The following is a 22,765-nucleotide window of genomic DNA, read 5'->3' on the forward strand; positions in this document are numbered from 1 at the left end:
TAAGAGCTTCACCTTTTTCGGCGTTCACGCGTGTCGCAAGAATAGCTGTTTTATGCTCATTCATTGCCGTGATGATGCCAATTAATTGCTCAATGTTTTTTCCTTCACCATAGATGATTTCTGGGAATCCATTGCGCTTTTGGCGTGAAAGATCAATGGCCGCGTAACCAATATCTTCAATCCCTTTTAGAAGGGTGGACGCTTCTTCAACGGAGAGGCGTCCATCTTTAACTTGTTGTAGGATTTCTTCTTGCTTCATATTATTTATCTTCGACGATGACAGATAATCCATCGCGGATAACTGTTACTTTTGCGTCTGCTCCTTGAAGTTCGAAGGCACGTGCAAGAGCTTCGTCAAATGTTTTCGCTAATTCCATATGCATGTTTGTGATAAGACTTGGTTCAACTAAGTCAGATACAAAGATTACATGGTGATGCACTAGAATACGCGCTAAGATTTGTGAAGTCCATTGATCTGGAACTGTTTCAAGTCTTGGAGTGTTAATGGCTTGTTCTAAGAAGTCTTTAGGATCTTTAACGTCTGCTAAGTTACGGTAGAAACCTTCACCACCGTGACCATCTTGACATCCAGCAACCATGATAATCACGCCGCCTTCTTTGTTTGTTGCTTCAGCAGCAGTCATTCCTTTAACAGCTTGATAGATGTTTTGGTCTAATGGGAAACCACCATTTGTTGAAACGGCGATATCGCAAGGAATTTTAGTTACATGAGCTAATTCACGAACGAATTCGCAACCTACTTTGTGGGCTTCAACCATGTCTCCGGCAAATGAACCGATGATATGTTTTTCACCATCTAATACAACGTTTACGATGAAGGCTAAGTTTGCAGTACGTGCTGCGTATAACATATCTTCGTGGATTGGGTTGTGGTCTAAGTTACCAGTACGAGATTTTTCTGAATCGATAAAGTCACCACTGTGGTTTGCCATAATTGTTTTATAGGAAGCAACCCCAGGAAGAACTGATTTACGTCCGCCAGAGAATCCAGCGAAGAAGTGGCTTTCGATAAATCCTTCAGCGATTAATAAGTCTGCTTCAGCAGCGATACGGTTGATGATGCAGTCACCACCTGAAGGTAATTGACCGATTTTAACCATGTCTTCGTCGTTTGTAGAAATGTGCATTACGATTTCTTCGTTTTCCACGATTTCTTGACCGTATTTGTTAATTAACTCTTCGCGAGTTGAAGGACGGTGGAAACCAGTCGCAACTAAAATACGGATACGAGCGTCTGGGTTTACACTACGGATACGACGTAAAATGATTGGTGTAATGATATGTGAAGGAACTGGACGAGTATGGTCAGAACTGATTAATACGATATCTTTTTTACCTTTTGCTAATTCTTCTAAAGTTTGGCTACCAATTGGATTATCCATTGATTTTTCCACTGTTTCTTGTTCAGAAAGTGGGTTGTGATAGTTTTCCGCTTTCGATTCAAGTAATCCAGCAAAGTTTTTGTCAGGAATTACAGCAGTAATTGTCTTTTTGTCGTAAGGTAGTTTAATTTCAACCATGATAACATCTCCTTTAATTTGTTTGACGATTATAAGTATACTCAAATAACTCATAGCAGAAGTCTCAAAGGTTAGTAACATTTGTTAACGTATATTTTCGTGGTAAGATGATAATAGTGTGTATAGGAAATTGTCTTAGAGGAGTGTTCAATTTGAACAGTGAAAAATATTTGATCGATTTTTTAGAAAAAGAAAATACCCCTATTATAAAGAAGAAAAAACACATGTATCTGGCATACCGTGGATTGGAACAGGCCTATACTTATGTACTGATTGATGGAGTAGTGAAGACTAGTATCATTATGAAAGATGGCCGAGAGTTCAATTTAGAGTACGTTACGCCCGTGGATATCGTTTCGCTTGTTCGTGATGAGGTTTCTAATTATACATCAGCACCTTTTAACGTACGCATTGAGAGCGATGAGGCAACTTTCTACCGTATTCCACGAATTAAGTTCTGGGAATACGTAAGAGATGATAAACACTTACAAGATTATATTCGGGAATATTACCGAAATAAATTGTCTGAAACAATTGAATCATTGCAATATATGACGATGAATGGGAAGAAAGGGGCGGTCTGTTCCTTCCTATATAAATTGATGAATCAATTTGGCGTGGAAGTAGAGGATGGAATTCTCATCGATTTTAACGTTACAAATGAAGATATTGCTGGCTTTTGTGGAATCTCTACTCGTAATAGCGTAAACCGCATTATTCATGATTTAAAAGAAGAAGGTGTCGTAGCGATTCATAATCAGAAATTATTAATTTTAGATACAGCCTATTTAGAGGAATTTACAGGCCGAGAGAACTTTTAAATTAGAAAGAAGTGGAAGGCTAGTGATTATTTCTACCCAAGAAGTGTTAGAGTTCTGGTTTAAAGAATGTGGCCCCTCAGATTGGTTTAAAAAATGGGAGGAGTTTGACGAAAAAATTCTAACGAGATTTCTTCCAGCTCATGAGGCTATCGTTTCAGGAGAAATAGTTCACTGACGCAAGGCTCCACATCGTTTAGCCAAAATAATTGGTCTGGATCAATTCTCAAGAAATAGGTTTCGTAAGAATACAAAAGTACTTGCTGAGGACTCTTTAGTGCTAGTGTTTGCACAGGAAGCTTTACCTTATTGTAAAGAATTTACGGTGGAAGAGTGAGGATTTCTTGTGATGCCTTTCATACATTCGAGTCCTTGTGGATTAATAATTGGGCGGCTAAATAGTTTGATGAATCCGGGTTTGAGCGAAGAAAAAATATGAATCGTCACATCGTGTGATTATTGAACAATTTAGTAGATATCCCCATCGAAATCAAATTCTAGGAAGAAAATCGACGTTAGAAGAAGAACAATTTTTGGAAAAACATAAAGGATTTTAAAGAAAACACAAAAAGAAAAGAGCTCATTTCTTTTTGTGTTTTTTCATGTTAAAAGATGGAAGGGTATCCATTGTTGGTATGGATACATTACTATTTTCTTCTCGAACAGCAAGCGAATATGAGATTAAAAAAAACTGCAATTTTGTAATAAAAGATTAATCAGATTACCATTGTTTTTCCTTTATTTTTTCGGTAACATGAGTAAGCAGATTTGAGAGATTTAGGAGATATAAAAACATGAAAGGTCCTCGTAAATGGATGAAAAAATTCGTGTGTGCCCTTAGCGTTTTTGCTATGAGTGCTGCGAGTTTTACTCCCGTTATTTATGCGCAAGATGCCGCAAAAGAAAAAGAAGAAGCAGCTGCGATTCAAGATGTACAAAGCTACATTGCAATCGAGCAAACGAGCGGAAAAATTTTGATGCAAAAAAATCAAGATGAAGTTCGTGGAATTGCTTCAATGAGTAAAATGATTTCACAATATTTAATTTTAGAAGCGATAAAAAAAGGAGAAATCACTTGGGAAACAAAAATCCCAATTAGTGCCAGAGCAAATCAATTAAGTGCCAATTATAATTTATCCAATGTGCCACTGTGGCCAAATGAAAAATATACAATCAAAGAACTCTTTGATGCGATCTCAATCTATTCAGCCAACGCAGCCACTCTTGCAATTGCAGAATATATTGGTGGTTCCGAAGCAAATTGGATTGAACGTATGAAAGCAAAATTAAACGAGTGGGGCATTAAGGATGCGACCATTATTAATGTAACAGGATTACCGAATAAATATGGCGGCAATGAGAAAAATCCAACTTTTGGAGATGAAGATGAAAATAGTATGTCCGCTCGTTCTGTTGCAATTATTGCTAAAAATTTAGTGAATGATTTCCCTGAGATTTTGAAGGTGTCGTCGATTCCAACTCAAACTTTCCGTCCAAATGGATCGGGAACCACTAAAATGGATAACTTCAATTACTTACTGCCCGGGCTCTTATTTGAGTATGAAGGGGTAACAGGATTGAAGACTGGAACGAGTGAATCCGGAGGGGCTTCAATTACGACAACGGCAACAAGAAATGGATTTTCTGTAATCGTGGTGAGCATGGGTTCTAAAGAGCCACTAAACCGATTTAAAGTCACAAGACATCTTTTGGATGAACTGTTTAAAAAGTACGAAGGACTTATTGTTGGTTCTCCAGGGAAATCCGTGCAAAATTTAGCGCCAATTCCTCTAGAAGGTGGAACGGAAGAAACGTTGAGTGTTGACTATGGAAAACCTTTTGTTGCAGCCGTTCCAAAAGGGACATCCTTTAGCCAAATTAAAATAGGCTTTGTTCCTTTAGATGAGTTGAAAACAGAAGATGGGAAAGTAAAAGCACCTATTCAAGCAGGGCAAACAGTTGGAACATTGACCTTTGAAATGCCAGGCGAAAATTTAGGATACGTAGATGGCAAGGACCACGGAACGGTAGAAGCATTAGCCGCTTACGATGTGGAGCAATCGAATGTTGTCACAGAAAGTGTTCGTGGGGCAAAAGGTTTTATTGGACAAGTTATTCAAAAAGTTCAAAACTTCTTTGGAAATGTATGGAGTGAAATTCAAAACTTATTTACGCCAACAGCCTCTAAATAAAAATACAGTAAAAGGCTTGCACTTTTTGCTTAGGGCGTGTACAATCTTAGACAAATGATACAGTATGAATAGTACCTGCGATCCTTTAGTAGAGAACTAGTGGTTGGTGAAAACTAGTAAAGAGAGACCAGCGAATCCACATACGGTGCGAGAGCGAAAACATTGATTAAGCTATCCGGAGAAAACCGTTATCCCATAAATGAGCGCAATGGAAACATTGAAACCGGGTGGTACCGCGAAGAAAATTACTCTACTTCGTCCCTAAGACTAGAAATAGTCGGGGGCGGAGTATTTTTTTATACAGAAAATGGAGGGAAAACAGATGTTAGATATGAAACGCATTCGTGAGAATTTTGAAGAAGTGGCTACGGCTCTAGAAAACCGTGGAGTAGACCGTGCAACAATCGAAGAGTTACGCAACTTGGATGAAAAACGTCGCGCACTCATCACGAAAACAGAACAATTAAAACAATACCGTAATACAGTAACAGAAGAGATTTCTCTTCTTAAACGAAATAAGGAAGATGCTAGCGCTAAAATCGCTGAAATGAAACAAGTCGGCGAAGACATTAAAGCAACAGATGCAGAGTTAGCCCAAGTAGAAGAAAAGGTCGAATATATCGCATCTCGCTTACCAAATACTGCTGCAGAAGGTGTACCAGTAGGAGCAGATGAAACGGAAAACGTAGAAGTTCGTCGCGAAGGAACTCCTCGCGTATTCGATTTTGAACCAAAACCTCACTGGGAAGTAGCAGAAGCGCTAGATATCTTAGACTTCGAACGCGGAGCTAAAGTATCAGGAAGCCGTTTCTTATACTATAAAGGCCTTGGCGCTCGCCTAGAACGTGCGATTTACAACTATATGCTTGATTTACACGTTGAAAAACATGGCTACACAGAAATGATCACACCATACATGGTCAACGAACAATCAATGTACGGTACAGGTCAATTCCCTAAATTCAAAGAAGATGTGTTCCAATTAACAGACGAACGCAACTTAACATTAATCCCAACAGCAGAAGTCCCATTAACAAACTACTACGCAAACGAAATCTTAGACGAAGCGCAATTACCGATTTATTTCACTGCTCTTAGCCCATCATTCCGTTCTGAAGCGGGTAGTGCGGGTCGTGACACTCGTGGTTTAATTCGTCTTCACCAATTTAATAAGGTAGAAATGGTGAAATTCGCGAAACCAGAAGATTCATTCGATGAATTAGAAAAAATGACAGACAACGCAGAAGATGTACTGCGTGGATTAGGATTACCATTTCGTACGATTGTGTTATGTACAGGAGACATGGGATTCTCAGCAGCGAAAACATACGATGTAGAAGTATGGATTCCAGCGCAAGATACGTACCGTGAAATTAGTTCTTGCTCAAACTGTGTGGACTTCCAAGCGCGTCGTGCGAAAATTCGTTTCCGTCGTGAAGAGAGTGGCAAGATTGAATTAGTGCATACATTGAACGGTTCAGGACTTGCAGTTGGACGTACAGTCGCAGCAATCCTTGAAAACTACCAAAATGAAGACGGTAGTGTGACTATTCCAGAAGTGCTTGTACCATACATGGGTGGCGTTACAAAAATTGGATAAATCATTCGATTTGAAATAGAAAAGAGCCTCTGTGGAAACCCACAGAGGCTCTTGCTTTTGTCAATTATTTGCTGAAGACTAAAGTAATTCCGAGTGCTCGTAAAAATTGATCCATCAATGTATTATACTTTTTATAATCGTCTTGAAAATCTTTCACTAGTTGAACTTCATCAGTAATAATCCCATTCACAGGACTATTCAAATATTTTTGGATGACATCTTCACTATTGATGGTCCAAACATAGACTTCATGTCCTTGTTGCTGCGCGTTTAGAACGAGTAATTCTTGATAAGAAAAGTCTTCTATGACGAAGAAATCCACTTTCGGATTGCCAAATCCTCCGAATTGGAAGGGAATGACATAGCCTGTATTTATTTCTGGAGCTTTTTCTTCTAGTTCTTCCATCACTTTCAAATCAAGGGACATGACTTTGTTAGAAGAATCGATGCCTAACTCTTTATATTTTTGGATAAAGAGGTCTACATAATTTTCAGGTTCTCCCCCATGAGGTTTTAATTCAATGATGAGTGGAATATTCAAATCTTTAGCTTCTCGGTAAAATTCCTCGAAGGTTGGGATATGGCTAGCAAATTCCGATTGATAAATCGGCAATCCCCTCACTTCATCCAAGGTCATATTTTGAACCCGTTTATTCAGACGAGCGAGTCGTTTTAGATTGTAATCATGCATCACCACGAATTGATGATCTTTGGTTAGAAGAATATCCATTTCTACCATGGTAGCTCCCGCCTCTTTTGCAGCCTTAATTCCTTCAAGAGAATTTTCAACCGCCTTTGAAGTATATCCACGATGGCCGATAATTGCTTGGTCAGGCATGGCATCTTTGGCATAGGTTGATAGCGTTGTGGAGGCCGCGTTTCCAATCACAAAAATGAGAGCAACGGCCGTGACGATTTTTCTCTTATGTTTCACTTCAGGAAGGTGTTGGTATAAATGAAGGGAAACTAGTTTTCGCTCGTGAATCACTTTTGTCATGACGATAAATGTAGCCATTTTCGTATAAATGATAATGAACTCTTGAATGAGTTTGGCGATGGTAAGGACACTGCTCAGTAGAAAAACATTATCTCCTTCAGGGTTGATAAGAGACACCAAAGCAACACTCAAAAAAGAAATAGCTACAACAAAGATGAATAAAACAGCCTCGACGACACCAACGATAAAGAGGAGTCTCCACGTATTCCCTTTTGTAATCTTCCAACTTTGTAGAATATTTTTAGTAAAAGGTTGATCTGTCAGGATTTGTAGTGGAATTGCAAAGGAACTTCTAGCGTGAAGATAAAGGAGCAATATAATCAAAATTGTGTAGATTAGGACGCCACTCCCAGTTTTGGTGATTTCTCCCGTTATGAAACTAGGAATATAAATGTTTTTGGAAATAAAGGTTAAATCTCCTAAATTGATAATCGGAAGAAGCGTAATAAAATAGAGTAAAAACGCAATAAAATTTCCGTTTAGGAGTTGCTTTAATTCAATAAAGGCATTTTTAACACTAGTTCGCCAAGAAAAATGTGTTTTACGAATCGTTCCATAGATCATAAAAATCAGAATCGAGAATTCCAAAAACAGAATAAAGGCAAACGCGAGCAAGTATATAAGGATGAAAGGAATCATCCAAGGGTTTAATAAAACATGTTTAAAATTTGAAAAGGTTAAATTCGCTTGACCCGCAAAAAAAAGCATTCCTTTAAAAATAAGCGATAATAATCCAAATCCAAAGACGGAGATAAATAGCTGTAAGAATAAGGAATTGCGTAAATACATCCAACTATGCTTGGTTAAATTGCTGAAGGTAAAGCGAATCGTTTTCCAGACTGGAATCTTGGTTTTCATGGTGCCTCCAATAAATTTCTTTCTATCAACATAGCATGAACAAAAACTTCTATCAAGTTGAATTGTGGAATCTTAATAAGATTGACACTTATTGAACCGATTTAATATAATAAAACATATTTAAGATTTTTTTAAACTTTAGGAGGACTAAAATGAAAAAGAAGTTATTAACATTTTTATGCTTAATGGCAATGGTTGTATTAGCTGCATGTGGATTTAAAAAAGTAGATGCCGGAGACTACCTTAAAACGGCTTTTAGTGGCCTTGATACAAAAGGACGTATCACCTATCAATTCAATACAGAGGAGTTAATCACCGCTTTCTTAGTAGAAAATCCTAAAGCAGATACCAAAACTGAATCAGAATTAAGAGCGGCTGTTGCTGAAGTTAAAATAACTCCAAGCAAGAGTGAAAATTTATCAAATGACGAAGAAGTTACTTTAACGTTCACAAATACAAAGAATCTAGAAAAATTTGTGACAATTCCTTCTGAGAAAAAAGTGAAAGTAACGGGATTAACGGCTGTTAAGAAATTAAATTCTGAAGAATTAGCAAAATTAGTGACATTAGAAGCAACAGGTTTCAACAAAAAAGGGAAAGCGAAAGTTCGCATAAACGATCCTCGTGTGGCTTCTATGCGTTTTGTAGTTGAAAATGATGGACAGTTAGAAAACGGAAAAGATGCTAAAATTAAAATTGACGGAAACTTCGATAAAGTTTTAGAATCAAATGGCTATATTTTAGAAGGCGATGGAAGCTTCACACTTCCTGTTAAAGGCTTAAAAACAGTTGCTGACAAATTTGAGGATGCAAAAAACAAAGATGAAGTTGTTAAAAAATTAAAAGAAGAAATCAACAAAAAGTACACAGATGCGACCGTTACTTTTGATAAAACTTATTATCGTGGATTATCCAGTGGTGTAGGTGAAAGAGGATATGGCGATGGTTTAATCGAAGGGAACGGAAACCTTGTGATGCTTGTTCGAGTAGAGTATAAATATGCTGGGAAACGTACGCTTGCAATTGGTCTTTCAAACTTAGTAACGAATGCTGAAGGCAATATTGAATTGAAAGATGCTCAGCTAGTGGATAAATATTTTGACGATTTTGCAACTGCTGCTCAAAAATTAGAAGCGATTGGATATACAGAAGTAAAATAAGAGATTTAAGAGAGACTGCCTGATGTAAAGGCGGTCTTTTTTTCTGTAAACAAAAGCACTTTTTCATTCTTATGAAAAATTTTTTATAAATGAATAGAAAATAGTTGCGAGAATTGTCAGAATATTATATACTACTCTCATCTTAGAAATTTAAAGTATGAAAAGAGGGATCTTATGAAATTAAAACAATTCACATTAGGAGCTGTGGTTGCAGCTATTTTAGCAGGTTGTGGAAGTGCAGCAGATAGCAACACAGTAAAAATCGGAGGGAACTTCGAATTAACAGGGAACGTAGCAACTTACGGAACTTCAATGAACAATGCAGCACAATTAGCGGTTGAACAAAAAGGGAAGTTACTTGATAAGGAATTAAAATACGTTTCATATGACAACAAATCAGACAAGACAGAGGTAGCTTCTGTTGCGAAAAAATTAGCATCTGAAAAAGTAGTCGGTGTAGTTGGACCAGCAACAACAGGGGATGCAGCAGTATCAATCCCTGTAAACGAACAAGCTAAAATCCCAACAGTATTCCCAGCAACAACAGGAGACGGTGTAACATTGAAAAATGCAGGAGATGCATCTTCAGTCTATGAATACATCTACCGTGTATGTTTCTCTGACAGCTACCAAGGGGTTGTAGGAGCAAACTTCGTTAACAAGAAATTCGGAAAAGCTAAAGTAGCGATCTTACAAGATACAGGTAATGACTACTCTAAAGGGTTAGCAGATGCCTTTGAAAAAACTTATACTGATAGCAAAATCGGTGGTTCAGTTGTAGCACGTGAATACTATCAATCTAAAGATACAGACTTCCAAGCGGTATTAACAACATTGAAATCTAAAGACTTCGATGTATTATACGTACCTGGTTACTACGAAGAAGTTGGGCTAATCATCAAACAAGCTCGTGAAATGGGAATCACTCAACCGATCGTTGGTGGTGACGGTCTTTCAAGTGATAAGTTAGCAGCATTAGCAGGAAATAGTGCAAACCTTTCAAACGTTTACTACACATCTCACTTCTCAACATTGAGTAAAGATAGTGATGTTCAAGAATTCGTAAAAGCCTATAAAGAAAAATTTGGTGCAAATCCAGATACTTTTGCGGCTTTAAGTTATGATGCTACTCAATTGTTAATGAAAGCTATCGAAAAAGCAGGGTCAACAGATCCTCAAGCAATCACAAAAGCTTTAGCAGAAACAACAGACTTTGACGGTGTTACAGGAACATTCTCAATGGGTGCTGATCACACACCAGTGAAATCAGCGGTTGTAATCGAGTTCCAAAATGGACAAGAAGTAAGTGCTCAAGAGTACTCTGCTGAGTAATTTTAGGATAAGCATATTTTGAAGAGAGGCACGGAGAGTTTCTTCCGCCTCTCTTTTCCGCTAGATAAAGGATAGAAATGAAAGGAGAAAATATATGGAGTTGTTAATTCAACAATTGGTAAACGGGCTCGCAGTCGGAAGTATTTACGCCTTAATTGCGCTTGGATATACCATGGTTTATGGGACGATTAAACTGATTAACTTCGCACACGGAGATGTGTATATGATGGGGGCATTCATTGGCTATTTTGCGGTAATGGTCTTGAAGTTGAATGTATTCCTCGCTTTACTGGTAGCGATGGTTGCTTGTGCCATTTTAGGGGTTGTGATTGAGCGTGTGGCGTATAAGCCGCTTCGTAAATCGACTCGTGTGGCTGCATTAATTACAGCCATTGGGGTTTCATACTTATTAGAAAATGCAATGAGTTATTTCTTTGGAGCGGAGTCTCGTCCGTTTCCTTCAGATTTTGGAACAGAGACATTCACTTTATTCGGAGACGTTTCAGTGAATGGAAAGCAAATCCTGATTTTCGGGATTACAGTTTTATTAATGGCTTTATTACAATTTATCGTTCGTTATATAAAAATGGGGAAAGCGATGCGTGCCGTTGCTGTTGATGAACAAGCAGCTCAACTCATGGGGATTGACGTAGATGGAGTGATTTCATTTACTTTTGCCCTTGGGTCAGCACTTGCTGGGATTGCAGGTGTCCTTGTTGGCGTTTACTATAATACAATTTCTACAACAATGGGGATTACAGTCGGACTAAAAGCCTTCGTTGCAGCTGTACTTGGGGGTATCGGAAGTATTCCTGGAGCGATGGTCGGTGGTTATCTCATCGGTCTATTAGAAACAATGGTAAGCTTCTTCGGGTACTCACCGTACCGTGATGGAGTGGTTTACTTCCTATTATTTATTATTTTAATCGTATTACCAGCTGGATTGTTTGGTAAAAATGTCAGAGAGAAAGTGTAGGTGAAGAAGATGCAAAGATTTCATAAAAAGAATATTCGTTGGACATTGTTCGCGTTGGGAATGTACGCTCTTCTTTTCGTGCTTGTACAAACAGGGGTAATCAACTTCTATTACGAAAGTACCTTCATTAATATCATGATCAATATTATCTATGCGGTTGGATTAAACTTGATTCTAGGGGTTGCTGGACAGTTCTCACTTGGACATGCTGGATTTATCGCCATTGGTTCTTATAGTGGAGCTATTCTTGGGAAAATGATAAACGGTCTGCCAGGACTATTTGCTGGAATGGCGGTTGGTGTTGTTATTTCTATTATCGTGGCATTTCTTGTTGGATTACCAACGCTTCGTTTAAAAGGAGACTACCTTGCGATTGCGACTCTAGGGGTTGCTGAAATCATTCGTGTAGCTGTGACCAATATGAAAATCACAAATGGGGCTGCCGGAATCAGTGGGATTCCTTTAACGAATACATGGACGATTACTTATATTTTCCTAGTGGTAACAACGATTTTAATCTTGAACTACACTTTCAGTAGTGCCGGCCGTGCAACTTATGGGGTGTTACAAGACGAAATCGCAGCGGAATCCATGGGGGTTCAAGTGACGAAGTACAAAATCTTGGCCTTCGTATTAGGAGCAGCCACTGCAAGTATCGGTGGAACGCTTTCTGCGACAACGCTAGGAGCGGTGACACCTGGTGACTTCACGTTCATGAAATCCATCGATGTATTAATCATTGTCGTATTCGGAGGAATCGGAAGTTTCACAGGTTCGTTTGTAGCAGCTGTATTGCTTGGCATTATCAACCTTGTCCTACAACCATTTGGGCAATTACGGATGATCATCTATGCAGTAGCATTAATTTTAATCATGATTTTCCGTCCAGGGGGATTACTTGGGACATGGGAATTCAAACTAGGGAACTTGAAGTTTTCTAAGAAAAAAGAGGCAAAGGAGAGTGGAAAGTAATGTTATTAGAAGTAAATGGACTGACTAAAAACTTTGGTGGACTTTCCGCGGTATCTAATGTTTCTATGAAAGTAAACAAGGGAGAACTTATCGGACTCATCGGGCCAAATGGTGCGGGGAAAACGACATTCTTCAACTTGTTAACAGGGGTGTATGAACCAACAGAAGGAACCGTGAGTTTGGAGGTAGATGGACAGTTGAAAAACTTAAACGGGCTTCCTCCATATAAACGCACCACTCTTGGAATGGCACGTACCTTCCAAAATATTCGTCTCTTTAAGGATTTGACGGTACTAGAAAATGTAATGATTGCGATGCATGCACACTCAAGTGACTCATTATTCTCAACTTTGTTCCGTACGAAAAAATACTATGATACAGAAGCAAAAATGCGCGAAGAAGCGATTGAGTTGCTAAAGATTTTTGAGTTGGATACACTTAAAGAGGAAAAGGCGAAAAACTTAGCTTACGGACAACAACGTGAGCTCGAGATCGTTCGTGCCTTAGCGACAAAACCAAAAATCTTATTCTTGGATGAGCCTGCAGCGGGGATGAACCCTCAAGAGACGGCTCAATTAACAGAACTAATTGCGAAAATTCAAAAAGAATTTGATTTGACAGTGGTGTTAATCGAACATGATATGTCACTTGTGATGAAAATTTGCCAACGCATTTACGTGTTGGAATATGGAAGACTTCTTGCAGAAGGAACTCCAGAAGAAATTAAACAAAATCCTGCGGTTATTAAAGCGTACTTAGGAGGTGAGTAGATGTTAGAAGTTAAAAATTTATCAGTTCATTACGGAATGATTCAAGCGGTTCGTAATGTCGATTTTAAGGTGAATGAAGGCGAAATCGTGTCTCTAATCGGGGCAAACGGTGCCGGAAAGTCAACCATCTTGAAGACTTTATCAGGGCTCATCCATCCTTCAGAAGGCGAAATCGTCTACTTAGGTGAGAATATCGCTTCAACATCTGCGAAGAAAATCGTTGAGAAAGGACTCGTGCAAGTGCCAGAAGGACGTCACGTATTCCCAGGATTAACGGTAAAAGAAAATCTTGAACTAGGGGCTTTTCTACGCAAGGATAAAGAAGAAATTCAAAAAGATATGGAAGCCGTCTTCGAACGTTTCCCAATTTTAAAAGAACGTAAAGACCAAGATGCGCAAACTCTCTCTGGAGGGGAACAACAAATGTTAGCGATGGGTCGTGCTTTAATGAGCCGTCCAAAACTATTATTGTTGGATGAACCTTCAATGGGGTTAGCACCGATTTTTATCCGTGAGATTTTCAAAATTATTCAAGAAATCCAAAAAACAGGGACAACGGTTTTACTCATCGAGCAAAATGCGAAAATGGCCCTATCGATTTCAAATCGTGCATATGTACTGGAAACTGGATCAGTAGTATTAAGTGGTACAGGACAAGAGTTGTTAGAAAGTGATGAAATTCAGAAAGCATATCTAGGAGGGTAATCATGGAAGTTAAAGATTATATGTCAACCAACGTCATTACAGTCACACCTGAAACGACGGTTATGAAAGCTCTAGACTTAATGAAGGAACACGACATTCACCGCTTGCCAGTTGTAGAAGATGGCAAGTTAGTTGGCTTACTAACAGAAGAACTTGTTGCGGGGCATTCACCTTCAATGGCGACAAGCTTATCAATGCATGAGTTGAACTATTTATTGAATAAGACAACTGCAAGCGAAATTATGCAAAAGCAAGTTTTAACCGTGAAGGCTCATACACTATTAGAAGAGGCTGCGTCCCTTATGCGTCAACAAAAAGTCGGCGTCCTACCAGTAGTAGATGCGCGTGGCCACGTGGAAGGGATTATTACCGATAAAGATATTTTTGATGCGTTTATCGAAATTTCTGGATACAACACTCCAGGTTCTCGTTTATTCATTGAAATCAATGAAGATAAACCAGGTCCTCTGGAAGAAATTTCGGATGTGTTGCGTGAAAATAACGTGAACGTTTCGACGATTTCGGTATATCACCGTGATGGGAAAGTGCAAGTGGTGCTTCATGTGGATTCAACGAATCCGGATGAAGTGGCGGATTTTATTGCGCAAAAAGGATATCGCGTGATTTCGGCGTTGAAGAAATAATTGGAACTACGTCCCCCTAGGATAAATCCATAGTATTGATAATAGAGGCACCAGGCCAAGCCTACGTCTTGGCTCCTACCGAGCTTCAAACTGCCACTTAGAAATAAATTTCTTAGTGGCAGTAATTCACATCGGTTGCTTCTCTCTATTATTCATACTATGGAATCCTAGGGGGACTCCGTTTTTTTAACCTATTTTGTTAATCGCGCTTATCACGTAATATTGTTTTGCGGATTCCATACTTCATCTTTGGCAAGAAACGGGACTAGTATTTAAAAGTGATAGAAACAACTGTACCGGACTGGGGAACATTATGAAAAAACTGCATAGAGTTAGACGCAGTAGACAAATGGATTGACCTTCGCCTTTTTAGGCTAGGTCAATCCTATTTGTCTTTGCGGGGGCAAGACAACGAAGAAACAAGTTTCTTCTGTCTTGCTCCCATTTCTATGACTATAAAGTCCAAGGATATTTTTGCGACGCTAACCTTGTTTCTCCCCCGGGAATCAAGCTTTTATGGAGGACAAGTACCGGCTGAGCCTTCGTCGGGCGTTGAGTGGATGCGGGGTACGGTGTATAATGAAAGTGAGATTCTAGGAGGTTATGCGGATGAAATATGATTTTACGACGGAATTTGATCGACATGGAATGGACGCGCTGGCTGTTGATGGGCTGGGGTTGATTCCAGGGAAGTCGCCAGATAGACCGAAGAAAGGTTTCGATGTGATTCCGATGTGGATCGCGGATATGAGTTTTGCGACGGTACCAACGGTTATTGAAGCTATGAAAAAACGGTTGGAACATCCGATTTTCGGGTACTTTATGCCTTCTAAAGAGTACTACGAGAGCATTATCCAGTGGCATGCGCGCCACCATCAAGTGACAGGATTAACGCGTAAGCATATCGGTCATGAAAATGGCGTGCTTGGAGGAGTCGTATCGACTTTAACATCATACGCTGCTCCTGGGAATGCGGTGTTAGTGCATAGTCCAACCTATGTCGGCTTTACGCAGTCGTTAAATGATAATGGTTTGAAGGCCGTGCATAGCCCGCTTGTGAAAGATGAACAGGGCGTTTATCGTATGGACTTTGAGGATATGGAACGAAAAATCAAAGCGCATAAGATTCATGTGGCGATTTTCTGTTCACCGCATAACCCAAGTGGTCGTGTATGGGAGAAAGAAGAAATTGAACGGGCGATGGAGATTTACCGCAAGTACGATATGATTGTCGTGTCGGATGAGATTTGGTCCGATATTATTTTTAAAGGCCATAAGCATATCCCAACACAATCGATTTCAGAAGATGCAAAAAATCGCACAGTAGCCATGTATGCGCCAAGTAAGACGTTTAACTTGGCAGGGCTCGTGGGAAGTTATCATGTGATTTACAATGATGCCTTAAGAGACAGAGTCGAGTCAAAAGGGATGAAGCCGCATTATAACGCAATGAATGTGCTCTCAATGCATGCGTTAATCGGGGCGTATCAAGAAGAAGGGTACGAGTGGCTGGAAGAGTTGCGTGAAGTGATCGAGAAGAATGCTGACTATGCGTGCGACTTTATTCACCGTGAATTGGACGGCATAGAAGTCACAAAACCTGAAGGCACGTACATGCTCTTTATCGACTGTACAGAGTTCTTAAAAAAACACAATCTAACGCTGGAGCAGCTTGAAAAACGCGGCTGGGATGTCGGCGTGGCTTGGCAAGACGGCAAGATGTTCTTTGGCGAAGGCTGTATCCGTATCAACCTCGCTTTGCCGTATGCGCGTCTTGTAGAAGCATTTAACCGTATGAAAAAATATGTATTCGTGGACACTGTGCCACCATTAGACTAGGAGGATTTCCATGGGAAAGAAAGTCATTCAAACAGAACAGGCTCCAAAAGCAATCGGGCCTTACTCACAAGGAGTAGCTTATACAGGAGAAACGATTGTCGTCTCTGGACAATTACCCATCGTTCCTGAAACAGGGGAGTTTGCAGGAAGTGATATTGTGAGCCAAACGCATCAATCATTGAAAAATATCCGTGCGATTTTAGAAAGCGCAGGGGCAGGAATGGATGCGGTCGTATCGGTAACAGTGCTTCTAGCGGACATCAACGATTTTGCACAAATGAATGAAGTGTATGGAGAATATTTTGCTTCTCCTTATCCAGCACGGATGGCATTTCAAGCAGCGGCTTTACCAAAGAATGCCCTAGTGGAAATCCAAGTGACGGCTGTAAAAGGATAATATCTATTAAGAATATAGGTACTTGCGTCATAGGCGTGGGTACCTTTTTATGGGTGTTTTCTTCTAAGAGAAAAAAGGATATGGTAAAATAAATACATACATTAGAAAAGAGGGATTGGAAATTGCAAAACGATACTTTTGAAAAAACAAAATCTTGGGCGCTCATCAGTGGTATTTTAGGAGTTATTTGGGGACTTTTTGTTGGCCTTTCTCCAATTGTGATGGATCCAAAAACTCTTTGGGGGACTATTTTTCTTTTAGTTTATCCACTGGCAGTTGTCAAAGATGGATTCCAAGGGGAGTTGCTTTATCAACAACAAATTCTGTCAATAGCGATAGCAATGATATGGGTAATATTTTTGATTTCGTGGATGAGTTCCATTTATTATCGTAAGGATAAACGTGTACCTGGTTGGGTGTCAAAAATGCTTCTCATTGCAGGAATCCTTGGTGCTGCTTCTACGCTACCTTATACTTTTACGATTTTGCGAAGATGGGATACTTTCGTTGAAAAATTCACCCCAGTAGGTGGATATCCAGTGCTTCTACTAGCGATGGTTTGTCTTTCAGGAATCCTTGGTGGGATTTCAGGGGTGGGATATTTGCTTTCGTTAAAGAAATTTAAATATTCAATTTATAGGTAGCAAAGAGAAAATCATTCTCTGATGACAAGAGAGAAGGAGGAGTTGTATGGATCGAAAAAATTTAGCTCGTTTTTGTGGGATTGTTGGGGTTGGTTCTGGAGTGTTGTTCTGGTTAGCGCCAATTGTCGCTTTAAAACTATCTTTTGTGAACACGGTGGATGTTTCCTCACAGTTCTTTTGGATTTTGTTGATGCTGAATCTAATCGTTATTTACTTTGGAATCAAAGGGTTTCAAACATTTAAAGGAGATTCAAGAATCAAAAACGGAGTGCGGATTTTCTATTTGGTCGCAGGTATTCTGATTTTTATGCCGACGTTGCAACAAATTTTGCCAGCCATTCCTTTTTTCCAAATCATCCTTACAATTCTGTACTGGATAAGTTTCGGAACATTAGAGATTCTTCCTTATTTTGCGGGAGGGGGTCTATTAATCATCTGTGGAGCGTTCTATTTGGCTTCACTGAAAGAATGGAAAGAGTAAGTGGAAAAGGTCTAGAGAGTTTCTCTAGGCTTTTTTATTTTGCATGCTTTATAATAGTTGGGACAATTAGAATTGGAGGCAAGTATGAAAGTTATTGTAATTGGCGGTGGAACGAGTGGATTAATGGCTTCAGTCAGTGCAGCGATGCATGGTGCGGAAGTGGTCTTATTGGAGAAAAATCCAACTTTAGGGAAAAAATTATTGCACACAGGAGGTACACGTTGTAATGTTACCAATCGACGTTCTCCTGAGGAAATCGTGAAACATATTCCGGGGAATGGACGCTTTTTATACAGTGCCTTTTCTCAATTTGATAATCAAGATATTATCCAATTTTTCGAATCGCGTGGAGTTCGTTTGAAGGAAGAAGATCATGGGCGCATGTTTCCTGTGACAGATTCTGCAAAGACGATTTTAGAGACCTTTATTCAAGAAATCAAGAAGCTAGGCGTGCAAGTGCGTACGAATGTCAAAGTGAAGACAATTCGTATGGGCGAGGGAGCCGTTCAAGCGGTGGAGCTTGATAATGGTGAGCAACTACAGGCCGATGCGGTGATTTTGGCGACCGGTGGTAAATCGTATCCGAAGACAGGTTCGACTGGAGATGGGTACGGAATTGCTCGTGTTGCAGGGCATACGATTACGCCTCTCTTTGCGACAGAAGTTCCCTTGACAAGTAGCGAAGAATTTATTCAAAAAGGAGAGCTTCGAGCACTATCCTTACGAAATGTGGCACTCAGTGTTCTCAATGGGAAAGGAAAAGCGATTGTCACTCATCAGATGGATATGATTTTCACCCATTTTGGCATTAGCGGTCCAGCAGTGTTACGCTGTTCAAGCTTTGTGCATCAAGTACAAGAAAAGGAAAATAAGAAAGAAGTTGTGCTGAGTTTAAATGTTTTACCAGACCTCAGCTCGTCAGAACTTGATGCAAAGTTAAAAGGGTTTGTGGAGGAAGCTCCTCTAAAATCAATTAAAAATCACCTAAAAGGACTTCTTCCTGAACGGTATGTAGAGTTTTTACTAGCAAAAGTGGGGATAGATGACCAAATGGCTGTCAATCGCATGACGGAGGCTCAATGGACGGCGGTAAAAGACGGGTTAACGAATTTCCGCTTCACAGTGAATGGGTCTCTCCCAATTGAGAAAGGATTTGTAACGGGTGGAGGAGTGCATCTGAAAGAAGTAAATCCGAAAACATTGCAATCGAAATTAACACAAGGGTTATATTTCTGCGGCGAACTGCTAGATATTCATGGCTATACAGGCGGGTATAATATCACCACCGCTTTTGTAACAGGCTATGTGGCGGGCATGCACGCCGCTTTTGGTTATTAAATTTCTCTGTTTTAGGCAAGAAAGATCATAAAATATTCATAGAGTTCAGGTATAGTTTCTCTATTCCCAAATAAGAATTATTTACTAATAGTAAATAAAACTCTATCCTTTTCCTCTCATCTTTGGTGAGAGGTTTTTTTGTGGAACTTTTGATTGAAAAGTATTTGAAAGTATTAGATTTTCTAAAAAAGACTGTTTAGAAGAGGTTTTTATGCTAAAATGAACCTATCTGAAATTTTGAGGAGTTTGTAATGGCTGAAAAGAAATTAATGGAGAAAGTGTTGCATCAAGTGGTGCGTACCTTTCCAAAAGTAAATATGCCGATGGAATATGTTCCATATCCAATTCCATACCCACCACTAGCAAAGAGCCGCTTTGAAGTCTTTGTGCATGTGGCGGAGCGCGGGAATGGGCCTCTTGGACATGTAGATATATGTATTGATGGCTATGTTTATTCGTACGGAAACTATGATGAACGAGATTTGAAATTAGGTGGCTGGATAGCAGAAGGAGTGCTCATCAAAGCACCGCGAGAAGAGTATATGCTATTTTGTAAGAACCATTATCAAAAAGCGTTACATATTTATTCGATTGCGGTCACTTCTGAGCAAATGGATGACATTCATGCCTACTTAGAAAAAATATTAGCACCAACAAAGACTTGGGAGCCAACAAGTGAAGCCATTTACTATAATCCAACCTTTGATCGTTTTGAAGAAATGTATGTGTACTTCATGGCACAGCAGATGGATACCGTGTTTTATAAATTCAATCGTTCCAAATTCATGACATATAATGGTTGGACTAGAAATTGCTTGAGTTTTGCGGACCACGCTGCAAAAGTGCTACATGAAAAAACATTGCGGGCTAAAAATATGGTTTTCCCTGCCCAATATCATAAACGTCTTCAAAAACTCTTGAAGAAAAAATCGCCGCTGATTACAAATTATGAAGTGTACTAAAATTAGCTACCTTGGAGTTCCAAGGTAGCTTTTAGTTTGAAAGCGAAAGTGACTAAGAGAATCTTAAACTTTTTATTATTGAAAGAGGGAGATTAAATCCGTATACTATAGTTAGAATTTAATAATTCTAATTAGAAAAAATGGAGGTAATAATAATGATTAAAGAACTTGTAAGTTTAGGAAAGTTTGCTAAAAAATCAGGTGTATTTGCGGGAGGAGTTTTATTTGGATCGTTAGGATTAAAACTATTAGCGAGCAAAGAAGCAAAACATGTATATGCTAAAGCAGTCGCTACTTCTTATAAATTAAAAGATGGTATTGATGCAACCGTTTCTACTGTAAAACAACATGCAGATGATGTTTTAGAAGAAGCAAAAGACTTATATGCTGAAGAAAAAAATGCACAATTAGTAGTAGAAACTAGTGAAAAATAATGAAGTTTATTATTAAGCATCAATCGAACTCTAGAGTGCGACTAGAGCTCCCTTTTACCTGTCCGTATTCGGTACAAATGTATTTAGAGGAATTAGCTTGCACAGTCCCAGGTATTGAAAAACTGCACTTTTATAAAGATTTAAAGCATGTAGGAGTGTATTTTTCTCAAGGGAAAGATCAACAGGTTCAAAGTTTTTTATCTTTGATTCAAATGGAGAAAGTAATTGAAAAACAAAACGAAGTCGAGTGGCTAGTCCCTTCTTCGCCATATGATATTATTTCAACGCATCTCTATAGAAGAATGCTTTCAAAAGTCCTTCTTCCAACACCTATTCGTATGGGATGGATACTTCTGAAAATGGTGAAGTTTGGAAAGGCTGCTTTCCAATCAATTTGTGAGAAAAAACTTTCTATGAGTTTACTCGATTTTGTGGCTATAGCGACTTCTGCAGCGATGGGAGACCATAAAACTGCTGATATGATTATGTTCTTATTGAATTTAGGAGACGATTTAGATGATTGGTCCCAAAAGAAATCCATTGAAGAACTTGAAAAGAATTTAACGAATAATATTTACGAAATATGGATTGAAAAAGAGGGCGAGCGCTTCAAGAAAATGAGTAATCATGTTGAAGTAGGAGATATCTTCGTTGCTACAGAAGGACAAGAAATTTACTTTGACGGAAGAGTTGTCAATGGAAGAGGATACTTAAATGAAAGCTCCCTAACTGGCGAGTCTTTCCCTATTTCTAAGAAAATTGGAGATAATGTCTATGCTAATACAGTCGTTGAACATGGGGAGTTACTTGTTGAGGTAACAAATAAACAACAGAATTTACGCTTGCAGCAAATCGTTCAGCTGATTAAATCGAGTGAATTCCATCAATCAAAACAACAAAAGCAATTAATGGAAAAAGCAGATGGATTAGTGAAATATAATTTCATAGGGATGGCGTTGACGTATCTATTCACGCGCTCCTTTTCTAAAGCACTCACTTTCCTATTAGTGGATTATTCCTGTGCGTTAAAATTATCTTCACCAGCTACTTATTTAACAGCCATTAAAGCAGCTTCTAATCAAGGGATTGTGATTAAAGGATCTAATTCGTTAGATGAATATGCGCAAGTCGATACTTTTGTTTTTGATAAAACAGGAACATTGACAACTGGAATTCCAAAAATTCAACGAATTATTGCGTATGAAGGATATGATGATGCGGAAGTTTTACGAATTGCAGCTTGTTTGGAAGAACATATTTACCATCCAATTGCGACGGCTGTTGTTAAGAAAGCAGAAGATGAGGGAATTGAACATGAAGAAATGCATGGGAAATTAACGCACGTAGCTTCAAAAGGAATCGTCTCATCGATTGATGGAAAAAGAGTGGTCATTGGTAGTCTAGAATTACTAGAAGAAGAACAAACTTTTATTTCAGAACAACAGAAGAAAGTCATAGAAGAATATAGTCAAATGTTTAATTTGCTCTATCTAAGTTACGATGGAAAATTAATTGCTATTTTCCTTATTGATACTCCATTAAGAGAAGAAGCGATTGCATTATTGAAAGAGTTAAAAGAAAAAGGAAAACAAATTGTACTTCTTACAGGAGATACACAAAAACGTACAGAGACGATTTGTTCGCTGATTCCATTTGACAGAGTCTATACACAAGTGAAACCAGAACAAAAGCATCAAGTAATTGAACAGCTTCAAGAGGAAGGCCATCATGTTTTGATGATTGGAGACGGAATTAATGATTCTGCTGCACTGTCCCTTGCAAATGTAGGTGTTGTTATGGCGGGTGCTTCAGATATCGCTCGTCAAGCCAGCGATATCCTATTCTTAAATGAACAATTGACAGGACTACATGTGTTAGATACGATTACGGATCAATTAAATCATCAATTGGATTTGAATTTAAAAAATACAGTAGGAATTAATTCTTTCTTGATGGGGTTAGGGCTAATCGATGTGTTATCCCCAAGTGTTTTGGCAGTATTGCATAATGTGACAACCACTTTTATTATTGGAAAGAGTTTGACATATATTTAAAAATAAAAGCAAGGTGAATTCACCTTGCTTTTTATGTTGAAAAATAGTGGT

At 38.9% G+C, this 22,765-nt stretch carries 21 protein-coding genes and 2 pseudogenes; 20 read left to right on the forward strand and 3 right to left on the reverse strand.

Annotation, left to right across the window (positions count from 1 at the left end; translation table 11 throughout):
- Together Q0594_RS07525 and larA are read right to left on the reverse strand one after the other, a co-directional pair.
- Positions 1–259: pseudogene (locus Q0594_RS07525) on the reverse strand (1-(5-phosphoribosyl)-5-amino-4-imidazole-carboxylate carboxylase); the annotation flags it as partial.
- A gap of 1 nt (position 260) precedes the next feature.
- Positions 261–1,541, reverse strand: a complete 1,281-nt coding sequence (larA, locus tag Q0594_RS07530) for a nickel-dependent lactate racemase (RefSeq protein ID WP_278577142.1) — start codon at positions 1,539–1,541, stop codon at positions 261–263.
- A 107-nt stretch (positions 1,542–1,648) separates the two neighbouring features.
- On the opposite strand from larA, the gene Q0594_RS07535 reads away from it, so the two are divergent.
- The 5 genes and pseudogenes from Q0594_RS07535 to serS all read left to right on the forward strand — a co-directional run bounded on the left by Q0594_RS07535 (position 1,649) and on the right by serS (position 6,151).
- Entirely contained in the window at positions 1,649–2,362 is a 714-nt protein-coding gene (locus Q0594_RS07535; protein ID WP_298730951.1) for a Crp/Fnr family transcriptional regulator, read from the forward strand.
- 43 nt (positions 2,363–2,405) lie between these two features.
- A pseudogene (locus Q0594_RS07540) lies at positions 2,406–2,696 on the forward strand (DUF924 family protein).
- Positions 2,697–2,811: 115 nt separating this feature from the next.
- A complete protein-coding gene (locus Q0594_RS07545) occupies positions 2,812–2,916 on the forward strand; it encodes a DUF924 family protein (protein ID WP_298730952.1) in 105 nt (34 codons plus the stop codon).
- Between the two features lie 237 nt (positions 2,917–3,153).
- Positions 3,154–4,551, forward strand: a complete 1,398-nt coding sequence (locus tag Q0594_RS07550; protein ID WP_298730953.1) for a serine hydrolase — start codon at positions 3,154–3,156, stop codon at positions 4,549–4,551.
- A gap of 322 nt (positions 4,552–4,873) precedes the next feature.
- The gene (gene serS, locus Q0594_RS07555; protein ID WP_298730954.1) at positions 4,874–6,151 is read left to right on the forward strand and encodes a serine--tRNA ligase; all 1,278 of its coding nucleotides are present in this window, start codon (positions 4,874–4,876) and stop codon (positions 6,149–6,151) included.
- Positions 6,152–6,215: 64 nt separating this feature from the next.
- Here the strand turns inward: serS and Q0594_RS07560 are convergent, their stop codons facing one another.
- On the reverse strand, positions 6,216–8,006 hold the full coding sequence (locus Q0594_RS07560) for a glycerophosphodiester phosphodiesterase (protein WP_298730955.1): 1,791 nt from the start codon (positions 8,004–8,006) through the stop codon (positions 6,216–6,218).
- 152 nt (positions 8,007–8,158) lie between these two features.
- Here Q0594_RS07560 and Q0594_RS07565 point away from each other — a divergent pair, with 152 nt between their 5' ends.
- From Q0594_RS07565 to Q0594_RS07635, 15 genes are all read left to right on the forward strand, one after another.
- Positions 8,159–9,166, forward strand: coding sequence for a hypothetical protein (locus tag Q0594_RS07565; protein ID WP_298730957.1), 1,008 nt, complete (start codon positions 8,159–8,161; stop codon positions 9,164–9,166).
- 174 nt (positions 9,167–9,340) lie between these two features.
- On the forward strand, positions 9,341–10,498 hold the full coding sequence (locus Q0594_RS07570) for an ABC transporter substrate-binding protein (protein ID WP_263090172.1): 1,158 nt from the start codon (positions 9,341–9,343) through the stop codon (positions 10,496–10,498).
- Between the two features lie 94 nt (positions 10,499–10,592).
- On the forward strand, positions 10,593–11,474 hold the full coding sequence (locus Q0594_RS07575; protein ID WP_298730958.1) for a branched-chain amino acid ABC transporter permease: 882 nt from the start codon (positions 10,593–10,595) through the stop codon (positions 11,472–11,474).
- 9 nt (positions 11,475–11,483) lie between these two features.
- The gene (locus tag Q0594_RS07580) at positions 11,484–12,446 is read left to right on the forward strand and encodes a branched-chain amino acid ABC transporter permease (RefSeq protein WP_298730959.1); all 963 of its coding nucleotides are present in this window, start codon (positions 11,484–11,486) and stop codon (positions 12,444–12,446) included.
- Positions 12,446–13,216, forward strand: coding sequence for an ABC transporter ATP-binding protein (locus tag Q0594_RS07585; RefSeq protein WP_298730961.1), 771 nt, complete (start codon positions 12,446–12,448; stop codon positions 13,214–13,216). The genes Q0594_RS07580 and Q0594_RS07585 overlap by 1 nt, the downstream gene beginning before the upstream one ends.
- Positions 13,217–13,921, forward strand: a complete 705-nt coding sequence (locus Q0594_RS07590) for an ABC transporter ATP-binding protein (protein ID WP_298730962.1) — start codon at positions 13,217–13,219, stop codon at positions 13,919–13,921.
- 2 nt (positions 13,922–13,923) lie between these two features.
- Positions 13,924–14,565 carry a CBS and ACT domain-containing protein gene (locus tag Q0594_RS07595; RefSeq protein ID WP_298730964.1) on the forward strand — a complete coding sequence of 214 codons (642 nt, stop codon included), beginning with the start codon at positions 13,924–13,926 and terminating at the stop codon, positions 14,563–14,565.
- 609 nt (positions 14,566–15,174) lie between these two features.
- Complete coding sequence (locus Q0594_RS07600) at positions 15,175–16,404, forward strand: aminotransferase class I/II-fold pyridoxal phosphate-dependent enzyme (protein WP_298730965.1); 1,230 nt, start codon at positions 15,175–15,177, stop codon at positions 16,402–16,404.
- A gap of 10 nt (positions 16,405–16,414) precedes the next feature.
- A complete protein-coding gene (locus Q0594_RS07605) occupies positions 16,415–16,801 on the forward strand; it encodes a RidA family protein (RefSeq protein ID WP_298730966.1) in 387 nt (128 codons plus the stop codon).
- A gap of 122 nt (positions 16,802–16,923) precedes the next feature.
- Positions 16,924–17,445 (forward strand): hypothetical protein, encoded by a 522-nt coding sequence (locus Q0594_RS07610; RefSeq protein ID WP_298730967.1) that lies wholly within the window; start codon positions 16,924–16,926, stop codon positions 17,443–17,445.
- A gap of 46 nt (positions 17,446–17,491) precedes the next feature.
- Positions 17,492–17,926 carry a hypothetical protein gene (locus tag Q0594_RS07615; protein WP_298730968.1) on the forward strand — a complete coding sequence of 145 codons (435 nt, stop codon included), beginning with the start codon at positions 17,492–17,494 and terminating at the stop codon, positions 17,924–17,926.
- An 84-nt stretch (positions 17,927–18,010) separates the two neighbouring features.
- On the forward strand, positions 18,011–19,264 hold the full coding sequence (locus Q0594_RS07620; protein ID WP_298730969.1) for an NAD(P)/FAD-dependent oxidoreductase: 1,254 nt from the start codon (positions 18,011–18,013) through the stop codon (positions 19,262–19,264).
- Between the two features lie 251 nt (positions 19,265–19,515).
- Positions 19,516–20,226, forward strand: a complete 711-nt coding sequence (locus tag Q0594_RS07625) for a hypothetical protein (protein WP_298730970.1) — start codon at positions 19,516–19,518, stop codon at positions 20,224–20,226.
- Between the two features lie 155 nt (positions 20,227–20,381).
- Positions 20,382–20,660, forward strand: a complete 279-nt coding sequence (locus tag Q0594_RS07630; protein WP_039848982.1) for a DUF6110 family protein — start codon at positions 20,382–20,384, stop codon at positions 20,658–20,660.
- Entirely contained in the window at positions 20,660–22,714 is a 2,055-nt protein-coding gene (locus tag Q0594_RS07635; protein WP_298730971.1) for a heavy metal translocating P-type ATPase, read from the forward strand. The genes Q0594_RS07630 and Q0594_RS07635 overlap by 1 nt, the downstream gene beginning before the upstream one ends.
- The last annotated feature ends 51 nt before the right edge of the window (positions 22,715–22,765 follow it).

The organism is uncultured Granulicatella sp., from assembly GCF_938030755.1.
Taxonomy (GTDB): Bacteria; Bacillota; Bacilli; order Lactobacillales; family Aerococcaceae; genus Granulicatella.